Source organism: Sphingopyxis sp. YF1, assembly GCF_022701295.1.
Taxonomy (GTDB): Bacteria; Pseudomonadota; Alphaproteobacteria; order Sphingomonadales; family Sphingomonadaceae; genus Sphingopyxis.
On the sequence record NZ_CP033204.1, the window covers coordinates 1,860,949 to 1,887,610 of the forward strand.

At 65.8% G+C, this 26,662-nt stretch carries 29 protein-coding genes; 19 read left to right on the forward strand and 10 right to left on the reverse strand.

Annotated features, from left to right (window positions below; all coding sequences use genetic code 11):
- Positions 1-59 precede the first annotated feature (59 nt).
- Positions 60-1,370 carry an adenylosuccinate lyase gene (purB, locus tag EAO27_RS09015; RefSeq protein WP_242779749.1) on the forward strand — a complete coding sequence of 437 codons (1,311 nt, stop codon included), beginning with the start codon at positions 60-62 and terminating at the stop codon, positions 1,368-1,370.
- A 189-nt stretch (positions 1,371-1,559) separates the two neighbouring features.
- Positions 1,560-2,012 (forward strand): lasso peptide biosynthesis B2 protein, encoded by a 453-nt coding sequence (locus tag EAO27_RS09020; RefSeq protein ID WP_242779751.1) that lies wholly within the window; start codon positions 1,560-1,562, stop codon positions 2,010-2,012.
- Here EAO27_RS09020 and EAO27_RS09025 read toward each other — a convergent pair.
- On the reverse strand, positions 1,960-3,570 hold the full coding sequence (locus EAO27_RS09025) for a 50S ribosomal protein L11 methyltransferase (RefSeq protein WP_242779753.1): 1,611 nt from the start codon (positions 3,568-3,570) through the stop codon (positions 1,960-1,962). The two genes, EAO27_RS09020 and EAO27_RS09025, sit on opposite strands and share 53 nt — an antisense overlap.
- On the opposite strand from EAO27_RS09025, the gene EAO27_RS09030 reads away from it, so the two are divergent.
- From EAO27_RS09030 to EAO27_RS09045, 4 genes are all read left to right on the forward strand, one after another.
- Positions 3,565-3,765, forward strand: coding sequence for a 2OG-Fe(II) oxygenase (locus tag EAO27_RS09030; protein ID WP_242779755.1), 201 nt, complete (start codon positions 3,565-3,567; stop codon positions 3,763-3,765). The genes EAO27_RS09025 and EAO27_RS09030 overlap by 6 nt on opposite strands.
- A gap of 107 nt (positions 3,766-3,872) precedes the next feature.
- On the forward strand, positions 3,873-4,157 hold the full coding sequence (locus EAO27_RS09035) for a PqqD family protein (protein WP_242779757.1): 285 nt from the start codon (positions 3,873-3,875) through the stop codon (positions 4,155-4,157).
- Positions 4,154-6,049, forward strand: a complete 1,896-nt coding sequence (locus tag EAO27_RS09040) for an asparagine synthetase B (protein WP_242779759.1) — start codon at positions 4,154-4,156, stop codon at positions 6,047-6,049. Before EAO27_RS09035 ends, EAO27_RS09040 begins: the two co-directional genes overlap by 4 nt.
- Positions 6,050-6,072: 23 nt before the next feature.
- On the forward strand, positions 6,073-6,348 hold the full coding sequence (locus EAO27_RS09045) for a PqqD family protein (protein WP_242779761.1): 276 nt from the start codon (positions 6,073-6,075) through the stop codon (positions 6,346-6,348).
- Between the two features lie 15 nt (positions 6,349-6,363).
- On the opposite strand, the gene EAO27_RS09050 is transcribed toward EAO27_RS09045, so the two are convergent.
- Genes EAO27_RS09050 through EAO27_RS09060 form a run of 3 tightly spaced genes read right to left on the reverse strand, consistent with a single transcriptional unit; the run spans position 6,364 to position 8,375 of the window.
- On the reverse strand, positions 6,364-7,182 hold the full coding sequence (locus EAO27_RS09050) for a Stf0 family sulfotransferase (RefSeq protein ID WP_242779763.1): 819 nt from the start codon (positions 7,180-7,182) through the stop codon (positions 6,364-6,366).
- Positions 7,179-8,168 carry a hypothetical protein gene (locus tag EAO27_RS09055; protein WP_242779765.1) on the reverse strand — a complete coding sequence of 330 codons (990 nt, stop codon included), beginning with the start codon at positions 8,166-8,168 and terminating at the stop codon, positions 7,179-7,181. Before EAO27_RS09055 ends, EAO27_RS09050 begins: the two co-directional genes overlap by 4 nt.
- 33 nt (positions 8,169-8,201) lie before the next feature.
- On the reverse strand, positions 8,202-8,375 hold the full coding sequence (locus tag EAO27_RS09060) for a hypothetical protein (RefSeq protein ID WP_242779767.1): 174 nt from the start codon (positions 8,373-8,375) through the stop codon (positions 8,202-8,204).
- Positions 8,376-8,633: 258 nt separating this feature from the next.
- Between EAO27_RS09060 and EAO27_RS09065 the strand changes: the two genes are divergently transcribed.
- From EAO27_RS09065 to EAO27_RS09080, 4 genes are read left to right on the forward strand one after another with little or no spacing between them, the layout of a single operon-like run.
- Positions 8,634-9,005: a response regulator gene (locus EAO27_RS09065; protein ID WP_242779769.1), complete on the forward strand. Its 372-nt coding sequence runs from the start codon at positions 8,634-8,636 to the stop codon at positions 9,003-9,005.
- The gene (locus EAO27_RS09070; RefSeq protein ID WP_242779771.1) at positions 9,002-10,096 is read left to right on the forward strand and encodes a YaiO family outer membrane beta-barrel protein; all 1,095 of its coding nucleotides are present in this window, start codon (positions 9,002-9,004) and stop codon (positions 10,094-10,096) included. Before EAO27_RS09065 ends, EAO27_RS09070 begins: the two co-directional genes overlap by 4 nt.
- Before the next feature lie 2 nt (positions 10,097-10,098).
- On the forward strand, positions 10,099-11,133 hold the full coding sequence (locus EAO27_RS09075) for a HEAT repeat domain-containing protein (protein WP_242779774.1): 1,035 nt from the start codon (positions 10,099-10,101) through the stop codon (positions 11,131-11,133).
- Positions 11,130-12,548 carry a glycosyltransferase gene (locus EAO27_RS09080; RefSeq protein WP_242779776.1) on the forward strand — a complete coding sequence of 473 codons (1,419 nt, stop codon included), beginning with the start codon at positions 11,130-11,132 and terminating at the stop codon, positions 12,546-12,548. The genes EAO27_RS09075 and EAO27_RS09080 overlap by 4 nt, the downstream gene beginning before the upstream one ends.
- On the opposite strand, the gene EAO27_RS09085 is transcribed toward EAO27_RS09080, so the two are convergent.
- From EAO27_RS09085 to EAO27_RS09095, 3 genes are read right to left on the reverse strand one after another with little or no spacing between them, the layout of a single operon-like run.
- Positions 12,536-12,823, reverse strand: coding sequence for an Hpt domain-containing protein (locus EAO27_RS09085; RefSeq protein WP_242779778.1), 288 nt, complete (start codon positions 12,821-12,823; stop codon positions 12,536-12,538). The two genes, EAO27_RS09080 and EAO27_RS09085, sit on opposite strands and share 13 nt — an antisense overlap.
- On the reverse strand, positions 12,816-13,187 hold the full coding sequence (locus EAO27_RS09090) for a response regulator (protein ID WP_242779780.1): 372 nt from the start codon (positions 13,185-13,187) through the stop codon (positions 12,816-12,818). Before EAO27_RS09090 ends, EAO27_RS09085 begins: the two co-directional genes overlap by 8 nt.
- Entirely contained in the window at positions 13,184-15,349 is a 2,166-nt protein-coding gene (locus EAO27_RS09095; RefSeq protein WP_242779782.1) for a CHASE3 domain-containing protein, read from the reverse strand. The genes EAO27_RS09090 and EAO27_RS09095 overlap by 4 nt, the downstream gene beginning before the upstream one ends.
- A 289-nt stretch (positions 15,350-15,638) precedes the next feature.
- Here EAO27_RS09095 and EAO27_RS09100 point away from each other — a divergent pair, with 289 nt between their 5' ends.
- The 7 genes from EAO27_RS09100 (at position 15,639) to EAO27_RS09130 (ending at position 21,751) form a co-directional block, all read left to right on the forward strand.
- Entirely contained in the window at positions 15,639-15,986 is a 348-nt protein-coding gene (locus tag EAO27_RS09100; protein ID WP_242779785.1) for a LapA family protein, read from the forward strand.
- Positions 15,983-16,657, forward strand: a complete 675-nt coding sequence (pyrF, locus tag EAO27_RS09105) for an orotidine-5'-phosphate decarboxylase (protein ID WP_242779787.1) — start codon at positions 15,983-15,985, stop codon at positions 16,655-16,657. Before EAO27_RS09100 ends, pyrF begins: the two co-directional genes overlap by 4 nt.
- A 134-nt stretch (positions 16,658-16,791) precedes the next feature.
- Complete coding sequence (locus EAO27_RS09110) at positions 16,792-17,421, forward strand: phosphoribosylanthranilate isomerase (protein ID WP_242779789.1); 630 nt, start codon at positions 16,792-16,794, stop codon at positions 17,419-17,421.
- Positions 17,418-18,629 (forward strand): tryptophan synthase subunit beta, encoded by a 1,212-nt coding sequence (gene trpB / locus EAO27_RS09115; RefSeq protein ID WP_242779791.1) that lies wholly within the window; start codon positions 17,418-17,420, stop codon positions 18,627-18,629. Before EAO27_RS09110 ends, trpB begins: the two co-directional genes overlap by 4 nt.
- A complete protein-coding gene (gene trpA, locus EAO27_RS09120) occupies positions 18,626-19,417 on the forward strand; it encodes a tryptophan synthase subunit alpha (RefSeq protein ID WP_242779793.1) in 792 nt (263 codons plus the stop codon). Before trpB ends, trpA begins: the two co-directional genes overlap by 4 nt.
- Positions 19,414-20,265 (forward strand): acetyl-CoA carboxylase, carboxyltransferase subunit beta, encoded by an 852-nt coding sequence (gene accD / locus EAO27_RS09125; RefSeq protein ID WP_242779795.1) that lies wholly within the window; start codon positions 19,414-19,416, stop codon positions 20,263-20,265. The genes trpA and accD overlap by 4 nt, the downstream gene beginning before the upstream one ends.
- A gap of 139 nt (positions 20,266-20,404) precedes the next feature.
- Positions 20,405-21,751, forward strand: coding sequence for a folylpolyglutamate synthase/dihydrofolate synthase family protein (locus tag EAO27_RS09130; RefSeq protein WP_242779797.1), 1,347 nt, complete (start codon positions 20,405-20,407; stop codon positions 21,749-21,751).
- Positions 21,752-21,754: 3 nt separating this feature from the next.
- Here the strand turns inward: EAO27_RS09130 and EAO27_RS09135 are convergent, their stop codons facing one another.
- Positions 21,755-23,173 (reverse strand): MFS transporter, encoded by a 1,419-nt coding sequence (locus EAO27_RS09135; protein ID WP_242779799.1) that lies wholly within the window; start codon positions 23,171-23,173, stop codon positions 21,755-21,757.
- Between the two features lie 109 nt (positions 23,174-23,282).
- The gene (locus tag EAO27_RS09140; protein ID WP_242779801.1) at positions 23,283-23,720 is read right to left on the reverse strand and encodes a response regulator; all 438 of its coding nucleotides are present in this window, start codon (positions 23,718-23,720) and stop codon (positions 23,283-23,285) included.
- 155 nt (positions 23,721-23,875) lie between these two features.
- Between EAO27_RS09140 and EAO27_RS09145 the strand changes: the two genes are divergently transcribed.
- A complete protein-coding gene (locus tag EAO27_RS09145) occupies positions 23,876-24,739 on the forward strand; it encodes a pseudouridine synthase (RefSeq protein ID WP_242779803.1) in 864 nt (287 codons plus the stop codon).
- Entirely contained in the window at positions 24,736-25,278 is a 543-nt protein-coding gene (gene rsmD / locus EAO27_RS09150) for a 16S rRNA (guanine(966)-N(2))-methyltransferase RsmD (protein ID WP_242779805.1), read from the forward strand. Before EAO27_RS09145 ends, rsmD begins: the two co-directional genes overlap by 4 nt.
- On the opposite strand, the gene EAO27_RS09155 is transcribed toward rsmD, so the two are convergent.
- Positions 25,279-26,565 carry an MFS transporter gene (locus EAO27_RS09155; RefSeq protein ID WP_242779807.1) on the reverse strand — a complete coding sequence of 429 codons (1,287 nt, stop codon included), beginning with the start codon at positions 26,563-26,565 and terminating at the stop codon, positions 25,279-25,281.
- Positions 26,566-26,662 lie beyond the last annotated feature (97 nt).

Sequence of the window (26,662 nt, forward strand, 5' to 3'; positions counted from 1 at the left end):
GCCCCGTCGCGTTCCCGCGCCGATTCCGCGACAAATCGATCCTAAAGGAAGGAAAAACCATGGTTCCCCGCTACGCCCGACCCGAGATGACCGCGATCTGGGCGGCGGAGAACCGCTTCCGAATCTGGTTCGAGATCGAAGCGCACGCCACCGACGCGCTGGCTGACCTCGGTGTCGTCCCGAAGGACGCCGCGAAGGCCCTGTGGGACTGGTGGGCCACCAATCCCGCCATCGACGTGCCCGCCATCGACGCGATCGAGGCCGTCACCAAGCATGACGTGATCGCCTTCCTGACCTGGGTCGCCGAAAATGTCGGCGAACAGGCGCGCTTCATGCACCAGGGCATGACGTCGAGCGACGTGCTCGACACCTGCCTCGCGGTGCAACTTGCGCAGGCGGCCGACATCCTGCTCGCCGACCTCGACGCGTTGCTCGCGGCGATCAGGAAACGGGCTTACGAACACAAGCTCACCCCGACGATCGGCCGCAGCCACGGCATCCACGCCGAACCCGTCACCTTCGGGCTCAAGATGGCCGAAGCCTATGCCGAATTTTCGCGCTGCAAGACGCGTCTGCTCGCGGCGCGCGCCGAAATAGCGACCTGCGCCATTTCAGGTGCGGTCGGCACCTTCGCCAACATCGACCCGCGTGTCGAAGCGCATGTCGCAGCCAAGCTCGGCCTTGCGGTCGAACCCGTCTCGACGCAGGTCATCCCGCGCGACCGTCACGCGATGTTCTTCGCGACGCTGGGCGTCATCGCGTCGTCCATCGAGCGCCTTGCCGTCGAAGTCCGCCACCTTCAGCGAACAGAAGTGCTCGAGGCCGAGGAATATTTCTCGCCGGGACAGAAGGGCTCGTCGGCGATGCCGCACAAGCGCAACCCCGTGCTGACCGAAAATCTTACCGGTCTCGCGCGCATGGTCCGCAGCGCGGCGATTCCGGCGATGGAGAATGTCGCGCTGTGGCACGAACGCGACATCAGCCACTCGTCGGTCGAGCGCTTCATCGGCCCCGACGCGACGATCACCCTCGATTTCGCGCTGGCGCGGCTGACCGGGGTGGTCGACAAGCTGCTCGTCTATCCCGAACGGATGCAGAAGAATCTCGATCGCATGGGCGGGCTTGTCCATTCGCAGCGCGTGCTGCTCGCGCTGACACAGGCGGGTGCGAGCCGCGAGGAAAGCTATGTCCTCGTCCAGCGCAACGCGATGAAGGTCTGGGAATCGGACGGCCAGCTGTCGCTGCTCGACCTGCTCAAGGCCGACGCCGATGTCACCGCGAAGCTCTCGGCCGACGATCTCACCGCGCTGTTCGACCTCGACTATCACCTGAAGCACGTCGACACGATCTTCGCGCGCGTGTTCGACTGAGCCCACCGCTATCGCGCGACGCGGCAGAGCGGTGTCGCGCGATAGCGATTCTGCCGCGGTCGGGGAACCGGTGGCCTGCCATTGATGCAAGTCTCGCCGACACGTCAGCGAGCAGGCTCCGCGGAGAGCTGTTCGAGCCCTGCGGTACCGGCTTTGCGCGCGACACCGGTCGCTCTATGACACAGGGCCATGCCGATCATCCGCTTCGTTCGACTACCGCTGGAAAGACAGCGCCTGCTCGTCGCGACGACACTGATGCTCGCGCTCGTCGCCCTGCTGCGTCGTTTTTTCCCCTTTCGGCACATCGCGGCGCGGACAACCCATGCTCCGCCGCCCTTTCCCGACCGGGATAGCCAAGAACAGCTGATCGCGGAAATCCGCTGGGCAATCTGGGCCGCCGCACGGCGGGTGCCCTGGCGCGCACTTTGCTTTGAACAGGGATTCGCCGCGCAATGGCTGTTGACGCGGCGCCATGTGCCGGCGACGCTGCACTATGGCGTCGCCAATCGCCCGGATGAGGGCATGATCGCGCATGTCTGGGTCCGCGCGGGCGATATCGATGTCGTCGGCTGCAAGGGCCTTGACGAATTCACCGAGCTCGCGCGGTTTCCGCTGGCGGCGGCGGATCGATCCACAGTCTGACATTCGCCATGTCATGCTGGCCCAGGATCGAAATATCCTGACCGGCCGACGGGTCGAGCATGGTTTCAAACGCGTGAAAGACCGCCGCCCACGCCGAAGGTTCGGCCTCGGGTGACGGCCGGTTTTCGTACGCCGTCACCCCGTCCATATCGAGTGTGATCCACTGCACCAGCCCGTTGGCCCGATCACCGGTGGCGGCGACAGCGGCTTGCCCGCGCGCGCCGGTCCATGGACCGGGCGATGCGAAATCGAACGCGAACAGGTCGACCGCGTCGCTGCACAGCGACAGTCCGCGGCGGTTGGTCGGAATCCGGAAATTGGGTTCGCGCAGCCTGTCGAACGGCGACAGGTCGAATCCCGATACGTCGCCCATCGATGCCGGAAGATCGGCCAGATGGGCCAGGGCGACGCGAATCGTCCCACGCGCCGGGATGATTGCGCCCCCGGGCCTGACCAGACGCGCGATCGCGTCCTCCATCGCCGGCAAAACCCCTTCCCCCAGCATTTCATTGCTGACGATCTCGGACACGAGGATATCGACCGGGCCGCCGATCTCGTCCGCCGTCACGTCCTTCGAATGCCTGTCGAGTACCGTGATCCGGTCGGCAAACCCGTTCCGCGCGATAATCTCGCGCGCCGTCATCGCGACCGCCGGCTCCATTTCGCACGTATAGACATGCGCCGCGCCGGCCCGCGCCGCCATCATCGCCAGCAGGCCGCTCCCCGTGCCGATTTCCAGCACGCGGCTTTCGGGTGTCACCGCACGGCGCAGCGCCGCGTCATAGGCCAGGTTGCGCGCCAGATCGGTGACGATGACGAAGTGCCATTGCGGGACGTCGGTCGTGATGACGTGCCGTGCGATCGTCCGGGCGCCCACGTCGCCGTCGGGCAGCGTCAGAACCTGCGAAGCGATTTCGGCCGCGCGCGCCTTCCAGCCATCGCTGCTGTACAGCAGTGAAAGCCCCGCGAGCGCGGTCGCATTGCCCTCGGCGCGGCGGGCGAGCGCTTCGAACCCCTGCAATCGGTCATTTTTATCCATCGCCGCCCTTATATCGGTGCCGCAAGCCGCCGCCATCAAAACCTGCCGCTTTACGGGCTGCGCCAATGTCGGCAAAGACCATGCGCCATGACAACGGCGACCATTCGACATTCGCTTCGGATCGGCGCAGCGCGAACCGAAATCGATGACGGCACAGCTGCCGTCGCGCAGGCGCGCGCGGCCCTGTCCCGGCACGCGGCGCTGTCTTTCCGTCCGGAGTGGGAAGATGGCCTCCTCGACCGGACGCTGAGCCTCTGCCGCAACGGCGCCTTCGTTCCCGAAACGATTGTCGGCGTGGGATCGCGGACGGTCGAAAAGAGCGATCAGGCGGGCCGGTTGCTGCGTTTTCTCCTGGAACGGCCCAATTTCCTCCAATGGGCGGCCGCGATCGCCGAAAGCGAACCGCTGCACCACGTCACCGGCCTGATCGGCGAGATGGCCCCCGCGACGGCGGAAGGGCTGGGCTGGCACGACGATCTGAACGACGGCGGATTGCGCCGGCTGGCGCTGACGGTGCACCTCAGCGATGCGGACTATGACGGCGGCGTGTTCGAGATCAGGGAAAAAGGGCAGAAACGCACCCTGTTCCGTCAGGAAGCACAACCCGCAGGAACCCTGACGCTGTTCCGAATCGGTCCGCGGCTCCACCATCGCGTGACCCCGCTGATCCGGGGCGGACCGCGCCGCGTGTTCGGCGGCTGGCTGAGCCTGTAGCCCACGCAGCCGTCGCCTCGGCTTGCACGGTTGGCGAATGAACCGACCGCTGGTATCGCCGGGGCAGGTTCCGACCCAATCACGCGCGCACAAGACGGAGGCCATGCATGGCATGGAATGGTGAGAACCGGATATTTGTACCAAATCCGGCGATCAGCTGGACCGACAATGGCGGTCCGCTCCTGCTCTTCGATCATGAACGCGCAAGCTATCACGCGCTCAGCGAGCACGCCTCCGACATCTGGCGGATGCTCGACGGCGCCGCGAACGAAGCGCAGATCGCCGCCGCACTGGCCGCTCGCTACGACGCGCCGATGGATGTGCTGTCAGGCGATGTAGCCGATTTTCTCGACAAGGCGGCGGCAAGCGGCCTGATCGCGCGGCGCGCATGAGCGGAATCGCAGGGCTGGTCTATACCGACGGCCGGTCGATGACATCGGGCCCGCTCGAGCGGATGGCGGACGCGACGCCGCATCTGGGGATCGACGGCATCGATCGCTGGCAGGACGGTCCCGCCGGCCTCCTCCGTTTCGCCCTGCACACCACGCCCGAAGCGGTCGGCGAGACCCAGCCGCACATCGATCGCGCCTCGGGCGACGTCATTCTGTTCGACGGCCGGCTCGACAATCGCGATGCACTGCGCGCCGCGCTCGGCCCGGATGATCCCGGCCCGCGAGTTGCCGACGGCGCCATCGCGCTTACCGCCCACCATCGCTTCGGCGAAGCCCTGCCGCAACAGCTCGTCGGCGACTATGCGTTCGCCATCTGGCAGCCGCGGCTGCGCCGCCTGTTCGCGGCGCGGTCACCGGTCGGCATGCGTCCCTTTTTGTGGACGCGGCAAAAGGGTTTCTTTGCCTTTGCGAGCGAACCCTCGACGCTGGTACGCGGGCTCGACCTTCCCCGCCGCCTGAACGAAGGGGCGATCGGCGAGCATCTGGCCGCCCGCTTCGTCACCGATACCGACACCTTTTGGGAAAGCATCCACCGCTTGCCACCCGGCGCGGCACTGCTCCTCAAGGATGAGGATGTCCGGACCTGGCGATGGTTCGAAGGCCCATTCGAAGACCAGTCCCACCTGTCCGATGCCGAGCATGTCGAACACTTTCGGACGCTGTTCGACCAGGCGCTGATCGCTACGACCCGCTGCCAGGGCGGCGTCGCAGCGCAATTGTCGGGTGGCCTCGATTCGTCGGCCGTCGTCTGCCGCATCGACCAGCTGGTACGGGGCGGTCGCATCCCCGGCATGGTCGAGGCGATCTCGGCGCGCTATCCGGGCGAAATCTGCGACGAAGGACTATGGATCGCCGAGGTCGAACGGCAATGCGACCTGCAATCGGCCATGGTCGAAGGCGCCCGGTTCGACGAAGCAGCCGCCGCGCGCTGGTGCGCCGACACCCTGCACCTGCCGCTCCGCCCCAATACGGCGGGCACGATCGAGGCCATGTGCCGGCATATGGCCGGCCGCGGTATCCGCGTCGCGCTGACCGGCGAAGGCGGCGACGACTGGCTTGCGGGATCGCGGGCGCACTGGCCCGATCTGCTGCGGCGCGGCCGATGGGGCCGCCTTGCGCGCGAAGCGGGGACCGTCGGCGCGGGCTGGCGCCATCCGCCGCGCGCCGCGCGGGCGCTGTTGGCGGAGGCCCTCGGTCCGCTGGTGTCGAAACGGCGGCGTGAGCGCGTGTTGCACCCCCATCTCGACTTTTCGCACGACATGCCCGCCTGGCTCTCGCCCGACTGGGCCCGCCGGATCGATCTGGCTGATCGATGGGCGGCCGCCCCGCAACCCCCACCCCTCGAACATTTTTACCAGACCCAGCGCTACCGCGTCTATTCGCTGGCACGGCGCCATATCAACATGGACAATGTCTTCAGCTATGTGTCGAGTCAGGGAATGGAATTGCGTCATCCCTTTCACGACCTGCGCCTGACGCGCTTCCTGATGGGGGCGTCGGGAGACATGTTGCGACGCGGCGACAGCAAGAAATATCTGCTCCGCGAAGCGGCGCGCGGCGTTCTGCCCGAAAAAATCCGTCAGCGGACCACCAAGGCCAATATCTCGGCGCCCATCATCGATGCCGTCACGCAAAGGCTGAAGGCCCGCCCCTTTCGCGAGATGCACGGCGTCAGGAACGGCTGGGTCGATCCCGCCGTGCTCGAAACCATCCAGGCCGAGCATCTGGCGTGGCGGCAGACGGGTTCGGGGCCTCCCCCAATGTCCGCCTACGCCGCGGTCTGGAACATGGTTGCGACCGACATCTGGCTTGAATATGCGTTCGCGCAGTAATGCAGCAAAACAGGGATATAGCGATGATAGCCGAAGAGAGCGTTGTGGGGCGCGTCGATACGCTGGTGTCATCCGAAGTCGACGGCCAGGTCGTCATCCTGAACATCGACAGCGGGCATTTCTTTCAGCTGAACCCGATGGCGTCGACCATATGGGACCTGCTCGACACGCCAAAGGATCTTGCGACGATCGTCCGGCAACTGGAATCGCGATTCGATATGGGCGGCGCCGATTGCCGCACCGAGCTGGCCGATTTCATCGACGCGATGCGGACGAAAGGGCTGCTGACGGTCAACTGACGCCGATGGGACCGCTCATGCCGGCCGGAGCGCATTGTCCTGCAGGAAGCGCAGCATCATCGCGTCCCCGACGCCGTCCGCCTGCCGCTGCATCCGGCGCGGTCGGGGAACATCATTTTCTCCACCAAGCTCGCGGAGCAGCGCGCCGATGACGCGATCGGGGTCTGCCACCATATCCTCATAAGCGATGACGTGCGGCGCGATGCCATTCGCCGTGAAGAATGCGCGCCAGTGACCATGGCTGAACGCGCCGAAGGCGAGCAGAGCCATGATGCGATCATAATCATATTCCGCCGGGCCTGCCGCCGGCCTCCCCGCCGCGCCTTCGAGCAGCCGCCATATCCCGGTCTGGGTCGCGATCAGCGACGACACCGCCTGCCGCAAGGCGTCGCGGCGATACAGATAGACATAGTGCGGATTGGGCAGGATCGTCCCCAGCATCGCGGCGATGCTACGATAGTCCTCGACCGGCGTCTCCTCCGCGGGGCGTTCCAGAAGCTCCAGATCATAATCCGGCCGGCGCTCCAGCAGGAGTTCGCCGATGTCCTGCCAGAATAATTTGATCGACAGCGTCCCGTTCGCATCGGTGCGGTGCCGATGCATCGCCGCGACATAGGCCTCCAGATCGGGCGCCTGCCAACGCTCGGCAAGCGCCGGGCGGAAACCGCGGTGGAGATACTCCAGCGGACAGCCCAGTCCGCCGGCAAAGGCGATCGCCTCTCCCAGCATCGTGCTGCCCGATCTTGGATGGCTGGCGATGATCAGGCTTTTGCGCGGTGCGCCCTGCCACGGCGCATAATCCGCCGCCGCCAGCGAGAGATCGTAGCGCGTCACGACGCGGGTCCGTCGACAAGCGTCGCGATCGCATCGGTAACCGCGGACAGCTTCGCATAGCGGCGGGGATAGGCGAGCGCGAAAACCGGCACGTCGCGCGTCACTTGGCCGAGCCGTCGCATCAAATCTCCACTTTCCGCGACGTCGCGCGGGTTGAAAGGCACGATCTGCGAACAGAGCATGACCAGCACTTCGGGCCCCTCCAACCGCTCCAGCCGGATCACATCTGCGTCGGTCGCCACCGACAGAAGGATGATGGCGGTCAGCGGAAGCGCTGCCGAAGGTCCGGCACCGGGCCGGTAGGCATATTTGCCTTCATAGCCGGCAAGCGGCACGATCTCGTCGGACGCGATATCGAGCCCGTCCACCGCATCCTGCCACAAGGACACGCCCGCAACGCCGCCAAACACGGCCGGATGCCGTCTGTCATCGAGGATCGACATGTCGTCACCGAAAATCCGCCAGCCGCGATATCGCGCCAGTGCCGCGGTCAGCGTCGACTTGCCGCTCCCCGATGTTCCGAGGAGCATCGCCGCGCGCGCGCCCTGCCCCCCTGCCCCGTTGGCCAGCGTCGCTGCATGAAGCGGCAAGCGGCCGTGGCGATAGCATAATTTGGGCAGGATGCGCCGGACCAGAATTTCGGCGAGCAGGAGCCCGTCGGATGGACGGGGGCAATGGCAGACCAGCCGCAGCCCTTCAGCATCCACAACGACGCCTATGTCGCGGTGGCGAAAAACCCAACCCGAACCGAGACGATGCAAGGCAAGGCCGAAACGTCCCGACGACTGGTGCACCAACGGTCCGTCAGGCAAGGCCGAACGCGAGACGCTGATGAGGATATCGACATCGCTGTTCGGCGCAGCGGCTGGCAGTGCAGCAAGAAGTGGCAAGTCGAGCGACGATGACAGCCGCAACCCGCCAAATTCATACGTTTTGGCGTCCACACGGCAAACAGAAACGGCCCCGAAACTGTTCGTATCGGTCAAAACGCCATCCTGTGGCCGGAGCGTTAATGCGACTCAGCTGAGGTTGCTGATGCCGTCCCCGATGCGGTAGCTGATCCCGCGCGCCACTGTGACCGGCTGGTAGTCAGCAATTTCGGGCTTCGACCAAATCTCCTTGGCGACCGAAGTCACCTCGTCCGAACGAAGCTGGTTGTCGCAGCCAAGATCTGCAGTCTGCTTGTCGGTCATGGTCAGCCTCCTCAAATGCAGATGAAAGCATAGGGCAAAGCCGCTTTGTCCGCAAGCACCTGCGCCCCCGCCACGCCGTTTCAAATGCAGCGCCAGCCCGGGTTCAAACTCGGTGCCAGCCCGGGACAGAATGGACGCGTCGCGTCGCTTCGAGGCGATCATTGTTTCGGTTCACCGCGAAACGGGACGGCAGCTGTGTAATGCTACCGACGCCATGCTATTGAGTTCGACGGTAAAATTACGGAGATTCAGAGGACAATGCAGACCATATTGGTATGCGACGACGATGAATTGCTGGTCGAACTTCTCAATCACCGGCTCGTCGGCCGGGGTTTTCAGGTGCTCGTGGCGAACGACGGCGGAGCCGCGGTCCAGCAGGCAATCGAGCGCCGGCCCGATGCGATCGTTCTCGACATGATGATGCCCGTTCTCGATGGCCAGCAGGTGCTTCGCCGCCTGCGCGCCGACGCCGCGACGGCGACCATTCCGGTCATCATGCTGACCGCCCGACGGCAAGAGCGCGACATTGTAAGCGCGCTCGAACTGGGCGCCGACGACTATCTGGTAAAACCCTTCATCCCGGAGGAATTGATGAGCCGTCTGACCCGCCTGCTGGCGGCGCGCCGATGAAGCGGTCGTTGCTGCTGTGCCTCGCGCTGAGCCAGGCCGTGACGGCGTGGGCCCAGCCCGCCGCCCCGGGCGACTATGACCGGGCCGTCGAAGCGCGACTGGCAGGTGATCCCGCGCGCGCCGCAGCGTTGCTCGAACCGCTAGTCGCAATCGATCCACGGAACAGCGACGCTTGGGTGCAGCTCGGCCTCGCCCGGCTCGCGCTGGGACAGCTCGATACCGCCGAGGCCGCTTTCAATTCCGCATTGACCATTGCACCGGGCTACGCGGACGCCCGCATCGGCCTCGCACGGATTGCACAGCGTCGCGGAGATCGGGCGGCCGCCCTGCGCGCGCTTGATGGTGTGGAGCCGGGCAACCCCGACGTGGTCGCGTTGCGGCGCCAACTCGCCGATGCGCCCGCAGCAAACCGGTGGCAAATGGATGTCGACGCAGCCTATAGCTGGGTCGACGCGCCCCAACGCGATTGGCGCGAACTCGCCCTCCAGATCCGCCGCGAGGGGCCGGTCGCTACCGTCGGTGCACGCGCCGAATATGCGCGGCGTTTCGGTCGCAGCGATGTCTACGGCGAATTGCAGGTCGACTATCGCCTGTCCGACGCGGCACGTTTCTACGCAACGCTGGGCGGCACGCCCGACGCCGACTTCCGCCCCGAATGGCAGATCGGCCTCGGCGGGACGGTCCGCGTGCACGAGGGTCCCAATGCAACGGTGCTGACCCTCGACGCCCGGCAGGCTCGCTTCGCGAGCGGCGACGTGCAAAGCCTTTCGCCGGGTATCGAGCAATATGTCGGCGGCCGGATGTGGTTCACGGGCCGGTGGATCAATCTCTTCGACGAGAAGGGAACGCACCGTTCGGGCTATCTGGTGCGCGGCGACATCGAGGCGAACGACGCGCTCCGTTTTTTCGCCGGCTACGCCGACGCACCCGACACCGACGAAGGGACCGTCGTCGATGTTCGCAGCTTTTTCGGCGGCGTCAGCTTGGACATCGGACGCGGCCGCACCCTTCGCCTGAATCTCGCTCATGACGATCGTGCCACGGGCGCCGACCGGACCCAGCTCTCGGCTGGCTTCGGACTCCGCTTCTGACGATGCTGCACCTGATATGGGACGTCTCGCTGCTTTTCGCCGGGACGGCCCTCGTCGTGATGACAATCCTCGTCGTCCTGCGGGTCGCATCGACCTGGCACCGGGACCGGCTGCTTGCGGCCCGCCGACGCCTCGCGCCACTCCTCATGGCAGGCGCCAACACGCCCGAGACGAATCTCAACGGCATCCCCGACCCGGTCGTCACGCACCTGACTCTCGATCTCATCCAACTCGTCCGCGGCGACGAGCGGACCCGCTTCGTCGAAAAGGCGCGCGCGCTGGGCGTTCCCGAGCGACTGCGACGCCAGACACGGTCCTTCTCCAGACGACGGCGGATGATCGCGGTGCAGGGCCTTGCCCTTTTCGACGATGCGATGTCGCGCGAGGCGCTGATGAAGGCGCTGGCCGACCGCGACGACGATATCCGGCTGGCCGCCGCGCTGGCGCTCGCAAGCGGCGACGATCCGCTGGGCCTCGACGAACTGGTGGCCCGCCTCGCGCTGCGCGAAGGGCATTCCTCGCTGCTGACCATCAGCCTGTTTCGCCACTATGCCGACCACGCGCCCGACGAGGTGCAGGCACTCGTCCTCGACCCCGCCCTGCCGCTCTCGATCCGGCTCGCCGCGATCGAGGCGCTGGCGGTGACGGGAGATTACCGGCTCGTTCCCGCGATCGTCGAGCTCGGGCTTCACGCGCCAAACGACGGCGAAGAACTGCCGCGCTATCTCCACGCGCTCGGCCGGATCGGACACCCCGCCGCGCGCGAGGCCGTGCTGGCCGGGCTCGCCAGCAGTTCGATGCCGGCGCGGGTCGCCGCGGCGGGCGCGGCGGGACGGATCGCGCTTCTCGAAAGCGCCGACCTGCTTGCCGATTTGCTCGATGCGCCCGAATGGTGGGTCCGCTTCCGCGCCGCCGAAGCGCTGCTGCTGCTCGGTGAGCCGGGGGTCGCCCGCATGCGAAAAACGGCAAAAGACGGCGGCGAGCAGGCGCGCGAGGCCGCCGTTACAATGCTTGCCGAACGAGGAATCTCGCTATGACGGAGCTTCCGGCCTGGACCTTTCGCGCCGCCGAGATCGTCACATGGTTCGTCATTGCCTGCGGTCTGGTGCAGGTTTTTCTCTACGTAATTCAGCTGGCGTTCGCCGCGGTCGCCCTGCATCGCCGGCCGGCGTTTTCGTCGACCAGCGCGCTGTGGGACCGCTTCGCCGACATTGCCCCGTCGATCGCGATCGTCGCGCCGGCCTATAATGAAGAACTCACGATCATCGAAAGCGTCGATGCCCTGCTCGCGCTCCATTATCCCGATTTCGAAGTCATCGTGGTCAACGATGGTTCGAAGGACTCGACGCTCCAGGTCGTGATCGATCACTATGGCATGGTCCCCGTCACGCGTTACCACGACCGGGCAATCGCGCACCAACCCATTCGCGGTCTCTACGCGGCGCCCGAACGGCCGCGCCTGTTCCTCGTGGACAAGGAAAACGGCGGCAAGGCCGACGCGATGAATGCGGGTATCAACGTGGCGCGGACACCTTTGGTGTGCGTGATCGACGCCGACACACTGCTCGAACCCGATGCGCTGATGCGCGCGGTCCGCCCCTTCATCGATGATCCCCTGCGCACGGTGGCGGTCGGCGGCACGATCCGCATCGCCAACGGCTGCCGCGTCGAGGGTGGGCGCGTGCTCGAGGCGCGCCTGCCCCGGAACTTTCTCGCGCTCGTCCAAGTCGTCGAATATCTGCGCGCTTTCCTGATGGCGCGGCTCGGGCTCAGCGAGATGCAAACGCTCATGATCATCTCGGGCGCGTTCGGATTATTTCGGCGCAACAGCGTCATCGACGTGGGCGGGTTCAGTGCGGATACGGTCGGCGAGGATATGGAACTCGTCGTCAAACTGCACCGCCGCATGCGCGACCAGAAACGTCCCTACCGGATCGTCTATGTTCCCGAGCCGGTCAGCTGGACCGAAGCGCCCGAAACGCTGGACATTCTGGGCAACCAGCGCGCGCGCTGGCAGCGCGGTTCGCTCGAAACCTACCGCACGCACAAGGACATGTTCCTCAACCCGCGTTATGGCCGGATCGGCTTTCTCGGCTTTGGCCAGGTCTGGATCGTCGACGTCATCGGCCCGATCGTCGAGGTCGCGGGATATATCCTCGTCCCGCCGCTCTGGCTGCTCGGGCTCGTTTCCTTCGACTATTTGCTGGCGTTCGTCGCTGTCATTTTCACCTTCGGCATCTTCATCAGCGTCGCGACGCTGATCCTCGAGGAAGTGCAGCTCCGCCGTCTTCCGCGCGCCCGCGACCTCGTGACCCTGACCCTCGTCGCAGTGCTGGAGAATTTCGGATACCGTCAACTCAACAACTTCTGGCGCGTGCGCGGCTGGTGGCAGTTCGTTCGAAAAAAACAGGGATGGGGTCCGATGGTCCGAAAGGGCTTTCAGCGCTCCTGACGCAAGCTGCGCAGGCGATCGAGCAACCCGGCGGCCAGTCGTCGAATTTCATCGGGCGAAGCGCCTGCACCGACCGCTTCCTCGACCGCTCGCGCGGCGTCGCCGATCGCGGCGTGACCGAACATGCCCGCCCGCCCCGCGAGACTGTGACAGGGCATCATCAGTTCGTCCCACGCCCCCCGCACCAGACACGCCTCGATGACGATTGCGAACTCTTCAGCCTGCACCACGAAGCGTGCGGTCAGCGCGGCGAGACGGGTGTCGATCTCATCCATCGAGAAAGTCGCGGACCTGCCGCACCAGCAGCATGGGATCGAAAGGCTTGGCGATTACCCCGCGGGCACCGAGCGCACGAAGATGCGCGACCTCGTGCGCCTGCGTCCGTGCCGTGATGAAAACAACCGGAATGGCCTCGGTCGCCGGATCCGCGCGTAGCTGCCCCAGCACGGCGGAACCGTCGAGTTCGGGCATCATTACATCGAGCAGAATCAGATCGGGTTGCCAGTCGCGCGCCTGCGCAATTCCGTCGCGCCCCGATCCGCAGCTCCGGACGCTGAACTGCGGGTCCAGTTCCAGCGCCATCTCGGCGATCTCGCGAATGTCGGCTTCGTCATCGACATAGAGGATCCGGCAACTCATCGATCGCCCCCCGTCCCGTTCCGTGCCGCTTCGACGCGGTCCAGCGTTTCCCGCACCAGAATATCGAGACTCGCACGCGACTTGATCAGCACCAGATCGACTCCGTCCGCATGATTGTCGATCTCCTGCGCGGTAAACAGGATCACCGCCGGCGCAGGCGACTGCTTGCGAAGCGGTACGGCAAGATCGGTTCCGATCCCGTCGAGCATCCCGACGTCGAGAATGGCCCCATCGTAGCGGTTCCGATCGATCAGCGCGCGCGCTTCGGCCACGCTCGCGGCCGAATGCAGCACCGCCTTGCCATCAAAGACGCCAGCGACAACCGCCAGCATGTCGGGATCGTCGTCGACGTGAAGGACGAGAGGGAGCAAGGCGTCGCCGGACGATGGCGAAGGCGGGTCGAGCGGCGCGACCGAAGCCCCCGGGACGTCGGCCGCAGGCAAATCGACGTGAAATGCGCTGCCTTCGCCTTCGACGCTGTCGAAACTCACCGAGCCGCCCAGCCGGACGACGATTTCGCGCACGATGCTGAGGCCGAGGCCGGTCCCGCCCTTTTGCCGCGAATCCGATGCATCGGCCTGCGCGAATTTTCCGAAGACCCGGTCCCTGAACGCCGCCGGAATCCCCTCGCCGCGATCGACAACGCTGATCCGGTAACGCCGATCGAGCGGCACGACCTCGACGCTGACCGTTTCGCCGCGCGGGGAAAATTTGATCGCATTGGACAAAAGATTGGTGATGACCTGCATCAGCCGGTCTTCGTCCGCCAGCACCGCGGCGTCGGACGCGAAGGGTTCGATACGGACGGCCACACCATAGTCGTGCGCGAATCCCTCGGTCTGACGCACCGCCGCGTCCAGCACGGACGTGAGCGCAAGCGGTCGGACATCGAACGCCATGCGCCCCGCCTCGATCTTCTCGATATCGAGGATGTCGTTGATCAGCCGAACCAGCCGCGCCGCATTGCTGTGCGCGATTTCGATCAACCGCGCGACCTTCGGCGGCACTTCGCCCGCCGCACCCCCGCTGATGAGGCCCAGCGAACCCGCGATCGACGTGAGCGGGGTCCGCAGTTCGTGGCTCACCGTCGCCACAAACTCCCCTTTCATCTGCTCGACCTCCCGGCGCTCGCTGATGTCGCGGATCACCGCGAGGAAGGAAGTCCCGTCGGCGAGGTGCACCGGGCTGACCGACACTTCCAGCGGAAAGGTCGTCCCGTCCCCCCGGCGTCCGACAAATTCCTGTATCTGCCCGTGATGTTCCTTTCGGTTGGCCTTCAGACGGCGCAGAAAGGTTTCGACCTGCCCGCGATCGGGAGCCACCTCGAAAAGCGAACCGATGTCGCGCCGCAGCAGTGAAACGGGCGGAGTATCGAACATGGCGGCCGCTGCGGGGTTCAGGCTTTCGATGCTGCCGCTGGGGTTCAGCACGATCATGCCGTCCTTGGCACTGTCGAATATCGCTTCCTGCCGTGCGGCAAGGTCCCGCGAGCGGCGATGCGCCTCCTTTCGCGCCGATTGACTGCGCGCGATCAGTAGCGCGGACAGCATGAGCAACACGATCAGCCCGATCTGGAGCGCAAAGGTCCGCTGCCTCAGGGCGCGGCGGGCGGCATCCGCGACGGCCGTGCGTTGCTGCAATTCCTGTCGTTCGCCCTCCGAAATCTTGCCGACGAGCGTCCGGATTTGATCCATCGACTGCTTGCCTTCGCCGTTCGCGATCAGGTCGATCGCCTCGCCGCGTCGTCCCGCCTCCACCAATTCTATGGTTTGTGCGGCGAAGCGCCGCTTTTGCGCCGAGGCCTGCCGCAACTGGTCGATGAGCCGCGCCTGCTCGCGACCTCCCGCCAGAAGCTCGAACGCATCGATATTCCTGTCGATACGCGCTTCCGCGTTCCGATAGGGTTCGAGAAACGCCGGATCGCCCGTGATCACATAGCCGCGCTGCCCGAGTTCGAGATCCTGATGTCGCGTCAGAACCGCCTGTAGCGACGCTCTGGCGTCATAGGACGCCGCAACCTGCTCACGCAGGCGCGCATTTTCGGCGAACTCCCGATCGATGGCGAGCGCGAGAAAGAGCAGAATCAGGAGGGCGCCCGAACAGGCAGCGATGAGCAGCCCATTCGCCTTGACCGCCCGCCACCACATCGACCCACGCTGCATGTCCGGATTCCATCGTTTCGGGCAAGCGCCCACGTCCATCCACCCGTAGCAGAAGATAGCCCGAACGACACGAAAAGGAGTGGTTAATCAATGGCTCCCGACCTTGCGCGCGCATGCCCGCCGCCGCTTCGCGCCTATGCACCGCTGCACGTTCATGGTTGCCGCAACACGAACGCTTGGGCTCCGCCGGGCCGTGGACGCATTGGTCACCGTCGCGGTGGAGGGGTGGAAACCCGCGCCGAACTCGCCTAGGACTCGCGGCAAGGGCGCAAATGGAGGAGCATGCCGCATGGGAATCGTACGAACGATCATCTGGGTGCTGCTCACTGCCGTGCTCGTCATCTTCTCGATGGCGAACTGGATTCCGGTCACCGTCACGATCTGGCCCGGCCAGGTTCTCGACACCAAGCTGCCCGTATTGATCCTCGTTTCCTTCCTGATCGGGAGCATTCCCTTGTGGGTCGCGCTGCGCGCCGCGCGATGGTCGCTCAAGCGCCGGCTCGATCATAGCGAGCGCCAGCTCAGCGATCTGCGCGCGATGGCGAACCGCCCCGCCGACCCGGTCGCCGAACCCGCACCGACGCCGCCCTTGGCGCCGGTCAATGATGTTCCCCCTTCACCCTTGAGCAGCACATGACCTCGCCTCTTTATCTCGCCATCGACACCACCCACCTCGATGCAGCGCTGATGCTTGCGCAAAAGGTCCGTCACCATGTCGGCGGGCTCAAGCTCGGGCTCGAATTCTTTTGCGCCAACGGCCACCACGGCGTCCACGAAATGGCGAAGCTCGGCCTGCCGATCTTCCTCGACCTCAAGCTCCACGACATCCCCAACACCGTCGCAAAAGCGATCCAGGCGCTGCGCCCGCTCGAACCTGCGATCCTGACTGTCCACGCAGCAGGGGGGCGCGCGATGCTCGAAGAGGCGAAGGCGGCGGCCGGTCAGCATACGAAGGTGGTCGCAGTCACCGTCCTGACCAGCCTCGACGCCCCCGACCTGGACGATATCGGGGTCGGCGGCACGCCGCACGATCAGGTCGTCCGGCTGACCAGGCTCGCGCGCGAATCGGGTCTCGACGGCATTGTCTGCTCGGGACAGGAAGTAAGGTCGGCGCGCAATGCATGGCCCAGCGGCTTTTTCGTCGTCCCCGGCGTGCGCCCCACCAACGGCAAGGCGGGCGACCAGAAACGCATCGTCACCCCCGCGCAGGCGATGAGCGACGGAGCCTCGATCCTCGTCGTCGGGCGCCCGATCAGCCAGTCGGAAGACCCCGACCTGGCCGCGCGCGAGATCGAAGCGACGCTCTAGCAGCACGAACGCCGAACCCGGGGTCCGGTCGTATCGAGCGACGTCAGGACGCCCCCCGGGCCGAGCGCCAAACCGACAGGCATCGCGGCTTCGCTCGTTGCAAACGAGCCGATCCAGATCGTGAGAGACAGAACATGCCCCCACTCGTCAAAATCTGCGGTCTTTCGACGCCCGAAAGCGTTGATGCCGCCATCCGCCTCGGCGCCACGCACATCGGCCTCGTCCACTATGAACCGAGTCCGCGCCACGTCGATCTCAAGACCGCCGCGGCGCTGCGCCAGCTCGCTGGCGACGCGGTCCGGGTCGCGCTGCTTCTGGTCAATGCCGGTCCGGAAATCACCGGCGCAGCGTGGAGCGCGGTACGTCCCGACATCATCCAGTTCCACGGCAGCGAGACGCCCGAATGGATCGCCGCGGTCAAGGCGAACACCAAGGTCGAAGCGTGGAAAGCTGTCGGCTTGCGCGACTCCGGTACACTCACCCGCGCGCAGCAATATCATGGCGTCGCCGATCGCCTCCTTTACGACGCGCCGGCGCAGGCGCTTCCGGGTGGCACCGGCACACGCTTCGACTGGTCGCTGCTCGTCGGTCATCGCCACGCCGTCGACTGGGGCATTGCCGGCGGGCTGACGCCGGCCAATGTCGGCGAAGCGCTCGCAGCAACGCAGGCGCCGCTGGTCGACGTCTCCTCGGGCGTCGAAAGTGCGCCGGGCATCAAGGATGTGGACAAGATGGCGGCTTTCCTTAAAGCGGCCGGGCGATGACCGACTTACCCAACAGCCTCCGCACCGGCCCCGACGATCGGGGCCATTTCGGCCAGTTCGGCGGCCGCTATGTCGCCGAAACGCTGATGCCGCTGATCCTCGACCTCGAACGCGAATATCGCGCGGCGCAGGCCGACCCCGCATTCAAGGCCGAGTTCGACGACCTGCTGAAGAACTATGTCGGGCGGCCGAGCCCGCTGTGGTTCGCGCAGCGACTGACCGAACATCTCGCCGGGGCGAAGATTTACCTCAAGCGCGAGGATCTCAATCACACCGGCGCGCACAAGATCAACAATTGCATCGGCCAGATCCTGCTCGCGAAGCGGATGGGCAAGACGAAGATCATCGCCGAGACCGGCGCGGGCCAGCATGGCGTCGCGACCGCGACCGTCGCCGCGCTCTTCGGCCTGCCCTGCACGATCTTCATGGGCGCGGTCGACGTCGCGCGGCAACAGCCGAACGTCTTCCGCATGAAGCTGCTCGGCGCCGAAGTCGTCGCGGTCGAGAGCGGCGCGAAGACGCTCAAGGATGCCATGAACGAAGCGCTGCGCCACTGGGTCGCGAACGTCCACGACACCTTCTACATCATCGGCACCGTCGCGGGGCCGCACCCCTATCCCGAACTCGTGCGCGATTTCCAGTCGGTGATCGGCGACGAGGCGAAGGCGCAGATTCTTGAGGCCGAGGGCCGCCTGCCCGACATGCTGATCGCCCCCGTCGGCGGCGGATCGAACGCGATCGGGCTGTTCCATCCGTTTCTGGACGACGCCGGCGTCGAGATCGTCGGGGTCGAAGCGGCGGGCGAAGGGCTGGAGGGCAAGCATGCCGCGAGCCTTGCGGGCGGACGCCCGGGCATCTTGCACGGCAACAAGACCTATCTGCTGCAGGACGAGGACGGGCAGATCACCGAGGCGCACAGCATCTCGGCCGGGCTCGACTATCCGGGCATCGGCCCCGAGCATAGCTGGCTCCACGACATCGGGCGGGTGCGGTATGAGCCGGTGACCGATGCCGAGGCGCTCGCAAGCTTCCAGAAGCTCACCAAGCTCGAAGGCATCATCCCCGCGCTCGAAAGCGCCCACGCGATCGCCGCCGCCGAACGCATCGCGCCGACGCTCGGCAAGGACAAGATCATCATCGTCAACTGCTCGGGCCGCGGCGACAAGGATATCTTCACCGTCGCCGACGCGCTGGGGGTAAAGCTGTGACCCGCTTCGCCGCCACCTTCGCCAAGCCGCAAACGGCGCTGGTCGCCTTCATCACCGCGGGCGACGGCGACACCGCCGCGAACCTCGACGCGCTCGTCGCCGGCGGCGCCGATGTGATCGAACTGGGCATGCCCTTCACCGATCCGATGGCCGACGGCCCCGCCATCCAGGCCGCGAACCTGCGCAGCCTCGCCAAGGGCACCACGACCGCGGACATCTTCGCCATGGCGGCGAGCTTCCGCAGCCGCCATCCCGACACCCCGCTCGTCCTGATGGGCTATGCTAATCCGATGACCGTGCGCGGCCCCGAATGGTTCGCCGCCGAATGCGCGAAGGCCGGGGTCGACGGCATCATCTGCGTCGACATCCCGTCGGAGGAAGATGCCGAACTCGGTCCCGCGCTGCGCGCCGCCGGGGTCGACCTGATCCGCCTCGCCACCCCGACCACCGACCCGACGCGCTTGCCCGCGGTGCTCGCGGGCGCGGGCGGTTTCCTCTATTATGTTTCGGTCGCCGGCATCACCGGCCTCCAGCAAGCCGCGCAGGCGAGCATCGAGGAAGCGGTGACGCGCCTCAAGGCCGCCACCGACCTGCCCGTCGCGGTCGGATTCGGCGTGCGCACGCCCGCGCAGGCCGCGCAGATCGCGCGCGTCGCCGACGGCGTCGTCGTCGGTTCGGCCTTCATCGATATCATCGCCGAGCATGGCGACGCTGCGGCGCCGCATGTCGAGGCCTTCACCCGCACCCTCGCCGATGCTATTCACGGCGCCAAGGAGATCGCCGCATGAGCTGGCTCGACCGCGTTCGCAACGCCCTGCCCTTCGCCGCAAAGCGCGACACCGCCGACAATCTCTGGCACAAATGCCGTGAATGCCAGCAGATGGTGTTCGTCAAGGAATGGCAGGACAATCTGAACGTCTGCCCGCGCTGCGACCATCACGATCGCATCGGCGCAAGCGAACGTTTTCTCCAGCTCTTCGATGGCGGCCTGCACGAATTGATCGCAGCCCCCGCAGCCCCCGAAGATCCGCTCAAGTTCCGCGACACCAAGAAATATGTCGACCGCATCAAGGCGGCCCGCGCGCAAACGGGCGACCGCGACGCGTATCAGAACGCCTTCGGTCGCATCGGCGGTCATCCGGCAGTAGTCGGCGTTCAGGATTTCGCCTTCATGGGCGGGTCGATGGGGGTTGCGGTCGGCGAAGCCTTCGTCTCAGGGGTGGAGGAAGCAATCCGCAAGGGCTGTCCCTATATCGCAATCACCGCCGCGGGCGGTGCGCGCATGCAGGAAGGCACCTTGTCGCTGATGCAGATGCCGCGTGCGACCGTCGCACTCGCACGCCTGCGCCGTGCCGGGCTGCCCTATATCGTATTGCTCACCGACCCGACGACGGGCGGCGTCACCGCCAGCTATGCGATGCTCGGCGACGTCCAGATCAGCGAGCCGAAGGCGCTGATCGGTTTTGCAGGCCAGCGCGTGATCGAGAATACGATCCGCGAGAAATTGCCCGAAGGATTCCAGCGCGCCGAATATCTGCTCGATCACGGGATGATCGACATGGTGGTGCACCGCAAGGAACTGCCGGCGACGCTCGGTCGCCTGATCGGTTATCTGGCCCCCGAAAAGGCCGCATAGACCCCGACCCACGATCCATTTTCCGTTTGCCGCCCAGCTTGTCGCAGCACCGCCCTTTCTTCTTTCGATGATCGCAAGGGAAGAATGGTCCTGCGGCGAGTGAAACGCGAGCGGCTTTAGAGAATTCCAGAGACGGCCCATGCCCGACCACGCCCACAGTTCCGATCCTGCCGTTCAGGCCCAGCTCGACCGCCTCGCCGCGCTGTCGCCCGGTCGCGATATCCTCGGGCTCGAACGCATTGCCGAGCTTTGTGATCGGCTCGGCAACCCGCAAGTGCGGCTCCCGCGGACGTTTCATGTCGCCGGCACCAACGGCAAAGGGTCGACCTGTGCCTATCTCCGCGCGATTCTCGAAGCCGACGGCCGCCGCGTCCACAGCTATACCAGTCCGCACCTTGTCCGTTTCAACGAGCGCATCCGCCCGGCCGGCGAACTCATCGGCGATGCACAGCTCGCCGCGCTGCTGGCCGAAGTCCTCGATGCGGCCGAGGGTTTGCAGGCGAGCTTCTTCGAAGTCACCACCGCGGCCGCCTTTTTGGCATTTTCGCGAACCCCTGCCGACGACCTGATCCTCGAAGTCGGGCTTGGCGGACGCCTCGATGCGACGAATGTCATCCCCGCTCCGGCGGCGTGCGGAATCGCGTCGCTCGGCATCGACCATGAAACCTTCCTGCTCGCCCCCGAAACAGACACGCCGGCCGATCCCGCACAGCGTATCGCGTTCGAAAAGGCTGGAATCGTCAAGCCGGGAACCAAACTCGCGACACTCGCCTATCCGCCCGCGGTCGCAGCCATTGTCGCCGAGCGCGCCGCCGCTGCGGGCACGAGCGTTTTTGCCGAAGGCACCGACTGGACGGTGGAAGCGGACGGCGACGCCTTTCGCTGGCGCGCTGACGAAATCTCGACCGGCCTGCTAACTCCGCGCATGGCGGGCGCGCACCAGCGCCGCAACGCCGGGCTGGCGATCGCCATGCTTCATCTTGCCCCCGGACCACGCCCGTCTGCCGAAGCGATCGCGCGCGGCGTCGCCGCGGCAAACTGGCCTGGACGGATGCAGTTGCTGGGGCCGGGTCCCCTCGCCGACATGCTCCCGACCGGGCATAATCTTTGGGTCGATGGCGGCCACAACCTCGACGCCGCGTACCAGCTTGCCGACTTCCTTGGTGCTTCGCTCGCGCGCAGCGCACCGATCGACCTCGTCCTCGGGATGCTCGCCAACAAGGATGCTGCTGGCTTTCTGCGGACGCTTGCCCCGCACGTCGGTCGCCTCATCGCGGTCCCGATCGACGGACACGAGCACCACGCGCCCGACGATCTCACTGCTATCGCACGCGAAGCCGGCATCGCCCAGGTGCGCCCAGCCATCGACCTGACGGCAGCGATCCGCGCGCTTGCGGTCGATGAGCCGACGCGCAACATCCTGATCGGCGGCTCACTCTATCTCGTCGGGCAGGCACTCGATCTCAACGGCGAGTGGCCCGCCTGACCATTATGATCCGGCGGCCGGTTTGACCGGGGCCGGATCGTCAGCGGGGACGGCACCGGCCGTGCCGACGGAGGCATCGACCAGCCCGCTCCGCATCATCAACCAGAACAGGATGATACCCGGCAGCGCCGCAACGACGGTGAAGAGATAGAAATTCACATTCCCGAACTCTTCCATCATCGCGCCGGCCGTGGTTCCCGTCAGGAAGCGCCCGACGACGCTTGCGGCCGAACTGATCAGTGCATAGTGCGCCGCGGTGAAGCGCAAGTCGCACAGCGCCGAGAAATAAGCGACGACAACGACACCGCCGATCCCGCTCGCGATATTTTCGAACCCGATCGCGCCCGCCAGCCCCCAATTGCTGTGCCCCGCCATTGCGAGCAACGCGAAGCTGAAATTGCTGATGGCCATCAGGACAAGGCTCAAAAGCACCGACTTTTTCATACCGATGCGGGCATACAGGATGCCGCCAATGAAGATGCCGATCAAATAGGCCCAGAAACCGATCCCGACGTCATAGATGGCGATCTCGTCATTGCTGAAACCCAAGTCGTCGAGGAGCAGGCGCAGCGTCAAATTCGCAAGCGTATCACCGATCTTGTGCAGCAGGATGAACAACAGCACCAGCCACGCACCATGCCGGCTGAAGAATTCGGTGAACGGACCGACTATCCCGGCGACGATCCCGGGGCGCCCTTCTCGCGTTACCGCCTCACGGTGCCGTTCGGGCTCGCCGACCCAGAATGCCGCGACGACGGCGGGCAACGCGAACATGGCGCAAACCACATAGGCGGCTTCCCAGCCGTGCCGGGCAGCCAGGAAGAGCGCCAGCGCTCCCGCACCTGCCGACCCGAGCCGCCAGCCATATTGCGACATGCCCGACCCCACGCCGAGTTGCTCGGGTTTCAATATCTCGATGCGATAGGCATCGATCACGATGTCAAAGGTCGCGCCGGCGAACCCGACAAGAATCGCGCCGACGGCCATTTCGAACAGGGCCGCGAATTCGCCTTCGCGACCCAGACCGAACAATTGCATGACCTGTCCCGCCGGCGATCCGCCGACGTTCGTCGGATCGACCATCGCGAGATTTGCCACCGCAAGCATCACCAATGCCGCCGTTACGATCAGCCAGGACACCCGTTGCCCCATTCGGCCGATCCCCGGAAGGCGCACCGAGTCCACGGCCCAGGCCCACAAGGGTTTCAGATTGTAAACGAGGAAGGCCAATGAAAACGCGGTGATCGACGATTTCTGAAACCCGTCCTGCGCGAGCCGCGTGGTCAGCGTCGCCCCGATCATCGCAAAGGGGAAACCCGACGAAATACCCAAAAGGAGTGCCGCCAGCGGCGCCCGTTCGAGATAGGGGCGGACGCTTGCGCTCCAGCTGCGTTGCCCCGGCGTCAAGGTTTCGGCTTGCACGTCGCTTTTCTCCCCTTCCGCCGCACCCTGCGAACGTCGAGCGAAAGGCCTAAAGCTTCGGCATCAAATTGGAAGCGGCTAAATGGCGGGCTGCGCCAAGCGGTGCAGCTTATGCTGCCTCTGGCCGCCAATAGGTCTCCAGGCCGCTGACCTTGCGCGGCGGCTTCTGCTGGCAGATCATCGTCTCGATCGCCTTGAGCGCCGACACCAGCGCCGACGCGCTATGCGGCTTGGCGAGGCAGGCCAGAGCGATCTCGCCCGCATCCGCGGGCGGCGCACCGGTCACCAGCAACACTGCGATCCCGCGGTCGCGCGCAAGCCGCGCAACATCGCGTCCGGTCATGTCCCCGGCGAGCGTCAGATCGAGCACCAGCGCGTCGATCGCCTCCGATGCCATCACGGGCACCGCGGCCTCGCCCGAATCGACCGTCGCAATCACCTCATAGCCGCCATGGAGCAGCGTCCGCTCATTATCGAACGCAACCAGCGGATCATCCTCGATGACCAGCAGCCGCTTGATGCACGACGGGCGGGACGCAAACAGCATGACAACTCCCTTCAGCGGCGACATGACGCTCCCTCCGGTCTCGTGCAAGCGGGCATGTGCTTGCCATCGACGAGGCGGTGCATTTCCGGCTATGAGCGTGCTCACAGAGCAACACTTTTGCTCCGGATAACGACAAGAAAGCTGCAACCGTTCCCATGACCATCCGCCGCCCTCCCCGTTCGGGACCCCGAACCGCACGCCCCACCGACGATGGCCGCGAAGTCCCGCGCGGACGACGCGCCGCACGCGGCGCCACAGCGCCGCGCAAACCCGGGACGGACGAGTCGGAGCGTGAAGACGGGCCGCAACGCATCGCCAAGCTGCTCGCACGCGCCGGGGTCGGATCGCGCCGCGACGTCGAACGGATGATCGAGGAAGGGCGCATTGCGCTGAACGGCGAGATCATCGTCCAGCCCGCGCCGCTGCTCGCCTCGCTCGAGGGCCTGACCGTCGACGGAAATCCGGTCGCCAAGCCCGTCTCGACGCGCCTCTACCGCTTCCACAAGCCCGCCGGATGCATCACCGCGGCGCGCGATCCGAAGGGGCGCAAGACGATCTACGACCTGCTGCCCAAAGGGCTCCCGCGGCTGATGCCCGTCGGCCGCCTCGACTATAATACCGAAGGGCTGCTGCTGCTCACCAACGACGGCGAATTCAAGCGACAGCTCGAACTCCCCGCAAGCGGGGTCGAGCGGACCTATCGCGCGCGCGCTTTCGGCGACATCAGCCAGACCCAGCTCGAGGATCTCGTCGAGGGAATCGAGATCGACGGCGTCCGCTATGGCAAGATCGACGCCAATCTCGAACGCCGCACCGGGCGCAACCAGTGGATCGAGATGACGCTGACCGAAGGCAAGAATCGCGAAGTCCGCCGCGTTCTCGAACATCTCGGACTCCAGGTCAGTCGCCTCATCCGCACCCGCTACGGCGAATTTACGATCGCCGACCTCGACGTGGGTCAGGTCGAAATCGTCCCGCGCGATGCGTTGTTCCAGTTCCGGCGGCGCCTCGACAAATGAGGGTGATTTCAGGCGAATGGCGCGGCCGAAAGTTGCTCGCGCCCAGAAACGACGCGACCCGCCCGACCGCCGACCGCACGCGCGAAACGCTCTTCTCGATGCTGGCGAGCCGCCTCGGCAGCTTTGAGGGACTCCAAGTCGCCGATCTTTTCGCGGGTTCGGGCGCGCTCGGCATCGAAGCGCTGTCGCGTGGCGCCGCGCATTGCCTCTTTGCCGAACAGGATCGCGACGCGCTCGACGCGCTCAGGACGAATCTGTCCGTGCTCGGCGCCGCGCCGCGCGCCGATGTCCGCGCGGGCTCCGTCCTCGCGCTTGGCCCGGCAAAGCGCAGCTTTGACCTGCTGATGTTCGACGCGCCCTATACGACCGGCGCGGGCAGCGTCGCGCTCGACAAGCTCAATCGCCTCGGCTGGATCGGTACCGAAAGCTGGATATCGATCGAGACCGCCGAAAAGGAGAGCGTCGACGTCGCGGGGTTCGAAATCGACGCGCAACGCAAGGTCGGCAAGGCCAAGCTGACTTTGCTCCGGCTCTCCTGATCAGTTGTCGGCGAGCGCCGGGCCGCGCGCGCGCACCATCAGCAGTCCGGCAAAACTGACAACCCCGGCCAGCGCCAGATAGAGCCCGACCGCGCCGGTCCCGCGCCAGTCGCCCAGCGCCTGCGCGATGATCGGCGCCGCGGCACCGCCCAATATGCCCCCGGCGTTGAAGGTCACCGACGCCCCGGTGTAACGCAGCTCGACCGGAAACAGTCCGGTCAGCCACGCGCCGAGCGGGCCGTAGACAAGCCCCATGACGAACAGCGAGATCGCGAGTCCCGCGAAGATGAGGGGCCAGCTCGCCGACGCGAGCGCCGGCCCGAACAGGAAACCCACGAGGATCGTGGCCCCGCACCCCCACGCGAGCACCTTCTGCGCGCTCGCGGCATCGCTCCAGTAACCGGCGAAGACGATCCCCGCCGCCATGAACAGGATCGCGCCGAGCTGGATCAGCAGGAACTGCTCCTTGGGATAACCGAGTATCGCCGTCCCGTGCGCGAGCGCAAAACTCGTCGCGAGATAGAAGATCGCAAAACAGGCGACGACGGCGAAGGTCCCTGCCAGCGTCGGCAACAGGTGACGCTTCAGCAGGACGCCGATCGGCACGCTCACCGGCTTGTCCGCCTCCAGCGCCGCCGCGAAATCAGGCGTCTCGCCGATCTTGAGGCGCACCCACAGCCCCAGTCCGACGAGCACCGCCGAGAAGAGGAAGGGAATACGCCAGCCCCACGCCGCAAATTCGGCGTCGCTGAGCCCAAGGCCAAGCAGAAGAAACAGTCCGTTCGCAGCGATGAAGCCCACCGGCGCGCCGAGTTGCGGCACCATACCGAAGCGCGCGCGCCAGCCCGGGGGGGCATTTTCAACCGCCAGCAGCGCGGCCCCGCCCCATTCGCCGCCAAGCCCGAACCCTTGGCCGAAGCGCAGCAGGCAGAGGAGCAGCGGCGCCACCCAGCCGACCATCGCATAGGTCGGCAGAAAGGCGATCAGCAGCGTCGAGATACCCATCAGCATCAACGATGCGACGAGCGTCGACTTGCGCCCGATGCGGTCGCCATAATGGCCGAACACGATCGCCCCGACGGGACGCGCGAAAAAAGCGAGCCCGAAGCTCATGAAGCTGAGCATCAGCTGCGCCGACGGCGATTCCGAGGGAAAGAAGAGCGGCCCGAACACCAGCGCCGCGGCGGTGCCGTAAATGTAGAAATCATAGAATTCGACCGCAGTGCCGACCAGGCTCGCGGTCAGGATGCGCCGGTTCTTGCGATAGGGTGCCAAGTCCACGGCCACACGCTCTCTCCCTGCTGCTTCCGCCGCGCCATGGACGCCTTCGCCCGGCGCACGCAACCCCAATCTGGCGAGTCGACACGCCCAAAAGGGCAGAATC